Consider the following 8,778-nt stretch of genomic DNA (forward strand, 5'->3'; position numbering starts at 1 on the left):
TTTTACTCCAAAAATAAGAAAAATATCACGGGTATTTTACTCCAAAAATAAGAAAAATATCACGGATATTTTACTCCAAAAATAAGAAAAATATCACGGGTATTTTACTCCAAAAATAAGAAAAATATCACGGATATTTTACTCCAAAAATAAGAAAAATATCACGGATATTTTACTCCAAAGTACATCGTTCATATTTAACTCCGAACTCATTTACCCATTTTCAAAGGACGGGCAGCATCAGTAATAGCGTTGATTTTGATGGCAAAACTATTTTTATTTTTAATATCCTCATCCGTAATATAATGAACATCAAGAAGCCCATCGGTTTTGTAACCGGTTTTAAGGTAATTGATTTCTGCAAGGCATAAACCCCATCCGTCAAACCAAGATTTAAGCTCTAATTTTTGCTTTTCATCTCCCTTAAAGTGAACTAATAAGTCAATATCGCTCGCTGGTCCTGCATTTGCGTTTTTCGTGCTACCAAAAACGTACATAGATTCAACGCCATAATATTTTGAATCAATATTTTGAGCAATGTGTTCGGACATTCTCAATCTCCACATCCAGTGATTTTCCGTATGAGGTGCAATGGCCGATTCTGTTTGGCTTGAGGTTTCCATGTTTTTGAATCCAGTTGAAAGATAAGCAATGCTTTCATTAAGATCAGCATTCATTAATATCTTTAAAATTTTTCCTTTGCTTACTTCTTGCACATCAATCACAGTGATGACATCTTGTAATTTTGAAAATTCAGGAACAAGGTCAGGGAGAATATTTTTTGATCGATTTAAAAATGATTGATTAAAAATAATTGAATTATCATCGGGATATAATGGAATATATCGTATTGAGGCTTCAACAAGATCCTGAAAAAAATGAGTCCCGAAGGAAAGGTCGGGAATATAATTTCCCTTCTCTCTTGCTATTTCAATTAAGACAGCAGTATTGTTTATATCTGAATAAGTAACGCTCACACCGAGTTTAATATCACCTCTGCTGCCCCATCTGCCTGGTCCCATCAAAATAAATTTTCGTTTTGGTAGAACGGTATTTAGCTTTCCAATTGCTTTTCCTACATTTTTCAACTCTTCATGCGATGACAATTTTCCATATTCATCAGCATTCACATAAACAATATGGGAAATGTTTGGAATTGCTCCATTTGATATATATTTGTTGGCAGTAAAAATGATATTATTTTCAGGAATATCTTTTGGTATGGATGATGGCAAATGATCACCGGCAAATCCTTGTGGACGGCATTGTAATAGATAGAAATTTTCACCATCATTTGCGAATTCAATGTCAATTGGGGTGTGAATAGTCGCCTGCAAATTATCCAGAATAATTTTCGTTTTCTTGATAAAATCTGTTCTTTTAACCAAATCATTAAATGTAAAAACGATATCATCGTTCTGAAAATCGAGATTAAATTTTGATTTGCTGATTATTCGATTGTCTTGAACAACTGATACCAATTTATCAATCATCGGATATTCGTTTCCGTAATTTTTTAATAAGGTTTCAATATCAATCGTTTCAAAGGAATTTGTTTCCAAATTGATCACATCAATCTTTTTCGGAGAATACCTGAATACTTCATCTGCGGTGATGTTTATTCTGATGTTAGGTTGCCCAGGGGCGATGAGAACCGGAAAGTCATTGCTCAATCTATCTACTGCGCGTGTTCCCAGTCCGGGAACAATTCGTAATAGTCCGTCATCTCTTTTAATTCGTTGCGACCAACTAAATTCATTGTTTGTAAAACCGACTCCGGCAAATGCCGGAAAAAAATATTTTCCAACTTTTTTACCGACGACTTCCATAATGATTATTGCCATTTCTTCATGAAAATCAAGCAGTTCCCTTTCTTTTCGATATCCAATCGGGTCCGGGCCAAAGGTTGATGCATAAACTTCTGCAATAGCGTCCATTAATGCCTCTAATCTTTCTTCTCGATTTCCTTGATTTGCCAGAAATAGGCTTTTATATTTTCCTGAAAAAGCAGAACCAAATCTGTCTTCCAACAAACTGGAACTTCTTACAATGATCGGTTTTTTATCGAAATCATCCAAGGCAGCAGAAAGACCTTTTGTAATTTCAGGGGGAAAATAGGAACTTTTAAAAACTTGAATTATATTCGGATATTCTTCTCGGATTTGATCAATTTTTTTGTATTTTTGCTCAACAACTTCTTCAAGATTGTTATAATGCAAGAAATGGATTAATGTATCAGAAGTAATATACCAAGTTTTGGGGAATTTGATTTGCTTTTGTAAATTTTCATCAACCTTTCCCATCTCTTTTATGATGGAATTTGCAAGATAAATCCCTGCACTTTTCCCACCGAATTTACCCCTGCTATTGTTTGGGAAAATAGAATGTTTGAGAATATAAAAAAAATCTTCAATATTAACGAATTTTTTTGCCACATTAATAAAACTGAGTTGATCCGAAAAAAATCTATTTATGATCATCGCGGATGTGTTCATTTTTGCACATTCTGTAAAGTCAAGATTGTTTCTTTCCATGTGAAGAAATTGTGTAATTGCATCAATAATTTCACTTATAGTAGTATTAACATCCTCAAGTGTTTTAATCAGAAAACTAATTTTGTTTTCCTTGATCCACTTTTGAAGAATTTCTAATATTTTATCATCGCTAATATAATCCGAAGCAATTTTAAAGGTTTTATTGCATATTGTTAACATCAAATTGGAATTTTGTTTTTGAAGAGGAATATTTTCATTATAATATGTGCTGGGATTATCAATTTTATTTTCTGTTTTAGAACTGGAAGACTCTAACAGATTTTTTGCTTTTTTGGAACCTGTCCAGGAAAGATAATTCAACATTTTCCGTGAAATTTTGAAATACAAATTAAGATCAGTTGCTTTTAGCAGGTCAACTACTACTCTCCATTCTTCTCTTTTGCTTGAGATTAAATCATCTTTTGCTTTTTGCTGACTTTCGATATCTTTTTTCATTTTTTTATGAAAAATGAATTGGCTTAATCTTTGTGAAATTGTTTTTAATAATTTTTTTTCTTGCATTAAAAATTTATCACTTTTTTCATTAACCTTTTTTGTATAGAATACTTGTAATTTACCAAGAACATTTTTATTTATCGTGATGTCCTCACTTGTAACCCATGGGGTCTGAATGAAACATTTTCGAGCGTAGATTTTATTATTATAACTAATTTTTGCTTCGCACGCATCTACGAATTGAAAGCCTAAAGGTAAAATATCTAAAAATTCCTTGAAGACTATTTCAATATCTTTATCAAAATCTTGTAATGATTCTTCTACCATATAAAGACAATTTAATTCCTTTTCTCTTTCACCAATGATCCTAACGATTTCATCATTATTTGTGTTTAAAGTTTTTTCTTTATCATTCATTTTAATATCACTCCTTTTCCCTTCCTTCCGTCTGTTATTATCCGAAGAGGAGATTTTAATTTTACATGCTTTACAAATTTAGTTTCATTTACACATTGCTGTTCCGAAATCCAATTCCAATCAATAGCAATTTCTTGGGTATCTCTACACGAAAAATAAAAAATACCAAAGCTCGTAAGGTTATGGAAAAAATGAGAACCTTGGCTTTTATCGGGATTCATATCCGGTAAACTTGATTCGACAATAACTTTTGCACCCGAAATCTGATTCCATACAACCGGAATGCCCAGCCAAAAATCGGAGGTTCCCCATCTGCCAAATCCAATTAAAAGATAATTTGTATTTTTGGCTACAAGGGTGGAATTAATTTTTTCCAGTTCCATTGCAATTTCCCGAGTATATTTTGCTTGAAAATCTTCCGGTTTGACAAATACAACGTCTCTGAGTGTTTTAATAATACCATTTCCCAAAGTATTATCGGAAAATATAAATATTTCCTCTTTACGATATTCATCTATTTGTACTTCCACGGTTTTATTTGAAACGACCATCGGTCTGACTTGTAAAAATCCGAATCTGGCAGGTTTATTGTTTTCCGGATCATAGACAACGGCAAATTCGATTTCAACTTGAGTTTTGAATTTTTCTTCGCAGAGTTGCAAAATCTTTTTTATCAAATCATTAAGCAGAAAAATCTTTGAAACCAAAAACGGAGCAAAATTAATAATTCGAGGTCCATCTCCTGAAAATCCGCTATAAAATCGCTCTGATCGAGTATCAAACGAGGAACAAATATTTTTTATCGTTTTATCTTCTTCGGCATCTTGTAAATCGAATTTATCGAGATATTCTGTTTCCTTGATCGGGTCATATTTTTCTTGTTTGCCCATATTAATAGCCCAGAATTCGGTTTGAGTCATTTTAAGAATATCGCTTATGGAATTATAAGGTGGGGGCGAAGCCGGGGCATTTGGTGAATAGCTCCAAACTTTGCCTCCATCTACAATTGATTTTCCCAAACCTAAGGCAAGACTGATTACACCGTCTTCAGGTTTTGATCTGCCGGTAGGATAAAAATTATAAGATCTAGCTACTCCGGAAATAGTAGGGTAAAATCTGTCGTGGTAATTTTCACCGACGATTTCCTGAATTACAACAGCCATTTTTTCTTGTCTAATATCTTTTTTAATTGCCAAAAAATAATTTTTTGCATTACTAAAAAAAGTGGATGCATACACAAATTTTATAGCTTCGGTCAATTTTTGAAATCGTGTTTTTGTATCAAATTGATTATTGGGAATCATTTTTGTTTCGAAGATACCGGCAAGGGGTTCAAACATTTTATCCTCAAAAAGACTTGATGATCTGATGGCAAGAGGTTTGTGAGTTTTTGAAATCAGACTATACAGATCACCATCAATAAAGGCTGGTAAACTTGCTTTTTGAAATGCGTTTGCAATTGTGTCATCTAATTGATCGGACAAGGCAATTTGATAAAGGTTGTTTTCTTGCATAAAAATGTCAAAAATATCCGATAACAAAACAGTCATATTTGGAATGTCAACAATCATGTTATTGAATTTATTATCTTTAAAAGCAGCATCTATTGAGTTTTTCATCAAAATAAGACTTCCGGCTTTGCCACCCGGTTCGTCTTTTCCGATGAAGTTAAAACTGCTATTATTATACATCTGATTTCTGTCAAATTGTATTTTTATCTTTTTCAATTCAGTAACCTACGATTTTTATTAAAATTATCATTGATTATTTTTGGGGATTTTTTATCCGAGAATGAGTCGATTAATTAGTATCTGTCCGTAAAGTAGCCTTTTCGAGAAGTCACGGACCAACCTGTCTGGGCATAGTGTAACGAAGCCTGATTCCGTGACGAATTAAAAAAATTATCTATTAAATTAATTAGCGTTATATTTGAGTTGGAAAATCTTAAGTCAATTTCAAAAAAACGGAACTTAACTCAAGATTTTCCTTTACGGCTGGACAAGAATTTAAAAAAAAGCAGGGAACAAATTGTCCCCTGCTAAGTATTTTTTAATTATATTTAGATCCAACCGCGATCTTTGGAAGCCTGCACAACTTTGTTTATAGAGATTATGTAAGCTGCGTCTCGCATATAGAGATTTTTTTCTCTGGCAAGTTTTGAGACATCAAGATATGCCGAAGTCATTTTGATATCCAATTTTCCCAATACTTCATCTTTTTCCCAGAAGTAATTCATATTGCATTGGACTTGTTCAAAATAGCTGCAAGTAACTCCGCCGGCATTAGCCAGAAAATCAGGAATCATTAGAATTCCTTTTTCCCGAATAATCTTATCAGCTTCAGGAGTTGTGGGACCATTTGCACCTTCAGCAATTATTTTCACTTTTGGACTTATCTTTTCGACATTATCCTTTGTGATTTGATTTTCCAAAGCAGCAGGTATGAGAATATCTACGTCCTGTTCGATCCATTTATCTCCGGGTAGGACTTCATATCCGATTTCTTTTGCTTTGGTTTTATCAATACCACCAAATTTATCTGTGATTGATAATAACTCGTCCAGATTGATACCTTCTGTTTTTTTGAAAGAATAAGAAGTATTGTCTTCTTGATCCCAGCATGAAACACATATTGTTTTTCCACCCAATTGGGTGTAGAGTTGTATCGCATATTGAGATACGTTTCCAAAGCCTTGAAAAGCTGCCACCGTATCTTCAGGTTTAATATTCATTTCCTTTAACGCTTCTCTTAGTGTGAAAATAACACCATAACCTGTCGCTTCGGTTCTGCCGAGTGATCCACCCATTCCAACCGGTTTTCCGGTAATCATGCCAGGATATTTGGCTCCGTGAATTGTTTCATATTCATCAAGCATCCAAAGCATGTGTTGGGCATTTGTCATTACATCAGGTGCAGGCACGTCACGTAAAGGTCCGATATCGTTAGCAATTTGTCTTACCCAACCTCTGCAAATCTGCTCCTGTTCTCTGTCACTTAAGTTGTGAGGGTCACAAATAACTCCACCTTTGCTTCCACCAAGTGGAATATCTACAACAGCACATTTCCAGGTCATCCACATTGATAAAGCACGCACCGTGTTTATCGTTTCTTGCGGATGGAATCTGATACCACCTTTTGCAGGTCCTCTTGCATCATTGTGTTGGACTCTAAATCCTCTAAATACTTTAGAAGACCCGTCATCCATTTTAACAGGAATACTAAAATGGTATTCCCTCAATGGATTTCTTAACAGTTCTTTTGCTGCAACATCCAAATTTAGGATCTCAGCAATATCGTCAAATTGCTTTTGAGCCATTTCGAATGCATCAAATGATTTGCTCATTTTTCTCCTTTTCTTAGTTTGTTTTTAATAGAAAATTTTTTTTGCTTTGTCTTAATTATAAATGTATTGGTATGCGAACACGTTCCCAATCGGATGATTGGGAACGTGAACAGACTTGAACCGAAAGCAATATAATCTTTGCGTGTGAATGTGAATACGTACATTTAGGATGAATTTGAAGAAAAAAGATTTCAAATTTACTGAAAGTTTTTTGTTGTAAGGATTTTCTATATATTAGACAGCACCTTGATCAAGCATAGAGTCTGCAACTTTTTTGAAACCGGCAATATTAGCACCGTTCACATAATTAACAAAGTCGCCTTCTTTACCTTCGGCAACACACTGTTCGTGAATACTAATCATGATATTATGAAGTTTTTCATCAACTTCTTCACGTGACCAACTTAAACGGAGACTATTCTGAGACATTTCCAGACCGGAAGTAGCTACGCCACCGGCATTGGCTGCTTTGCCTGGTCCATAGAGAATTTTGTTATTGATGAATACCTCAACACCTTCTGGTGTGGTGGGCATATTTGCACCTTCGGAAACACAGATACAACCATTTTCAACAAGAGTTTTTGCTTCAGCTTCATTGAGTTCATTTTGGGTGGCACAGGGAAGAGCGATATCAACTTTTTCTGCCCAAGGACGTTGACCTTCGTGATAAGAGCAATCATATTTTTCTGCATATTCTTTGATTCTACCCCGTTTGATGTTTTTGAGATTCATAATATAATCCCATTTTTCACCGGAAATGCCATCGGGATCATAAATATAGCCGCTGGAATCTGATAGGGTAACGACTTTGCCGCCAAGTTGGTTAATTTTTTGGGTTGCATATTGAGCCACATTTCCCGAACCGGATAGAGCAACGGTTTTTCCCTCAAAATTGTCATTTTTGGTTTTTAGCATTTCTTCAGCGAAATAAACCGCACCGTAACCTGTAGCTTCGGGCCTGATACGGCTTCCGCCCCAATTACGTGCTTTGCCGGTTAGAACTCCGGTAAATTCGTTGCGAATTCTTTTGTATTGACCGAACATAAAACCGATCTCTCTACCACCCACGCCAATATCTCCTGCTGGAATGTCAGTATTTGGTCCGATATGACGGCTAAGTTCTGTCATAAAAGATTGGCAAAAGTGCATCACTTCGATATCTGATTTTCCTTTAGGATCAAAATCAGAACCACCTTTTCCTCCACCCATCGGGAGAGTAGTAAGGCTGTTTTTGAAAACTTGTTCGAACCCGAGAAATTTAAGAATGCCAAGATTTACACTTGGATGGAAACGCAAACCACCTTTGTAAGGTCCGATTGCACTGTTAAATTCCACTCGAAAACCTCTGTTTACTTGAATTGCACCACTATCATCTACCCATGGAACGCGGAACATGATGACGCGTTCCGGCTCTACAATTCTCTCCATGATTTTGGCTTCCACATAGCGTGGGGTTGATTCATAAATAGGCCAAAGAGAACCTACAACTTCTTCAACAGCCTGTAGAAATTCCTTTTCGCCTTTGTTCTTGGCTTCAACTTTTGCCATGAATTCTTGCATACTCATAATTAATATACTCCTTATTTTTTATTTGATTGATACATTAATTGGCAGTTAAAGAATTTTTCCCGCAAATATCTGTCAAATTTTGTGTTTTATTTTTAAAAAATTTGAACGGTTTAATTTTTTGAGTCTGTCCGTAAAGTAGCATATCAAGTAAAATATATTCTTCATCCTTTTTACAACTCATCCCCTAACCCCTTCTCTTCAAAGAGAAGGGGAACTTTTGTCTCCCTCTATCCGCCAGCTGGCGGAAGGGTCGGGGTGAGGTCGAAAAATAGTACTTTACGGACAGACTCTATTTAGATCAATCTCATATCTTGGTTTATTTCTGGGGCTTAAAACCCCGGATTAGTTTTGGGTTTCTTGTCCACGAGATAAATCTCGTGGCTATTCAGTCGCATCACGATGGATAATGAATATCCTACGGAGTAAATTTCGTTCCCAATCCCAAACTAAGCGATTCTC

At 35.2% G+C, this 8,778-nt stretch carries 5 protein-coding genes; all 5 read right to left on the reverse strand.

Features of this window, described 5'->3' with window-relative positions; translation table 11 throughout:
- Nucleotides 1–209: 209 nt before the first annotated feature.
- Nucleotides 210–3,407, reverse strand: coding sequence for a PEP/pyruvate-binding domain-containing protein (locus U9P79_09615; GenBank protein ID MEA2104879.1), 3,198 nt, complete (start codon nucleotides 3,405–3,407; stop codon nucleotides 210–212).
- Nucleotides 3,404–5,134 (reverse strand): PEP/pyruvate-binding domain-containing protein, encoded by a 1,731-nt coding sequence (locus U9P79_09620; GenBank protein MEA2104880.1) that lies wholly within the window; start codon nucleotides 5,132–5,134, stop codon nucleotides 3,404–3,406. Before U9P79_09620 ends, U9P79_09615 begins: the two co-directional genes overlap by 4 nt.
- A gap of 332 nt (nucleotides 5,135–5,466) precedes the next feature.
- Nucleotides 5,467–6,750: a Glu/Leu/Phe/Val dehydrogenase gene (locus U9P79_09625; GenBank protein MEA2104881.1), complete on the reverse strand. Its 1,284-nt coding sequence runs from the start codon at nucleotides 6,748–6,750 to the stop codon at nucleotides 5,467–5,469.
- Nucleotides 6,751–6,984: 234 nt separating this feature from the next.
- The gene (gene gdhA / locus U9P79_09630) at nucleotides 6,985–8,316 is read right to left on the reverse strand and encodes an NADP-specific glutamate dehydrogenase (GenBank protein MEA2104882.1); all 1,332 of its coding nucleotides are present in this window, start codon (nucleotides 8,314–8,316) and stop codon (nucleotides 6,985–6,987) included.
- A 37-nt stretch (nucleotides 8,317–8,353) separates the two neighbouring features.
- Nucleotides 8,354–8,500: a hypothetical protein gene (locus tag U9P79_09635; GenBank protein MEA2104883.1), complete on the reverse strand. Its 147-nt coding sequence runs from the start codon at nucleotides 8,498–8,500 to the stop codon at nucleotides 8,354–8,356.
- Nucleotides 8,501–8,778: the final 278 nt, after the last annotated feature.

This window comes from Candidatus Cloacimonadota bacterium (assembly GCA_034661015.1).
Taxonomy (GTDB): domain Bacteria; phylum Cloacimonadota; class Cloacimonadia; order JGIOTU-2; family JGIOTU-2; genus JAYEKN01.

What these genes read in the sequence shown, in the direction of transcription:
- U9P79_09635 (MEA2104883.1), bottom strand. Translation starts at nt 8,500, where the DNA reads ATGAGTTGTAAAAAGGATGAAGAATATATTTTACTTGATATGCTACTT.
- gdhA (MEA2104882.1), bottom strand. Translation starts at nt 8,316, where the DNA reads ATGAGTATGCAAGAATTCATGGCAAAAGTTGAAGCCAAGAACAAAGGC.
- U9P79_09625 (MEA2104881.1), bottom strand. Translation starts at nt 6,750, where the DNA reads ATGAGCAAATCATTTGATGCATTCGAAATGGCTCAAAAGCAATTTGAC.
- U9P79_09615 (MEA2104879.1), bottom strand. Translation starts at nt 3,407, where the DNA reads ATGAATGATAAAGAAAAAACTTTAAACACAAATAATGATGAAATCGTT.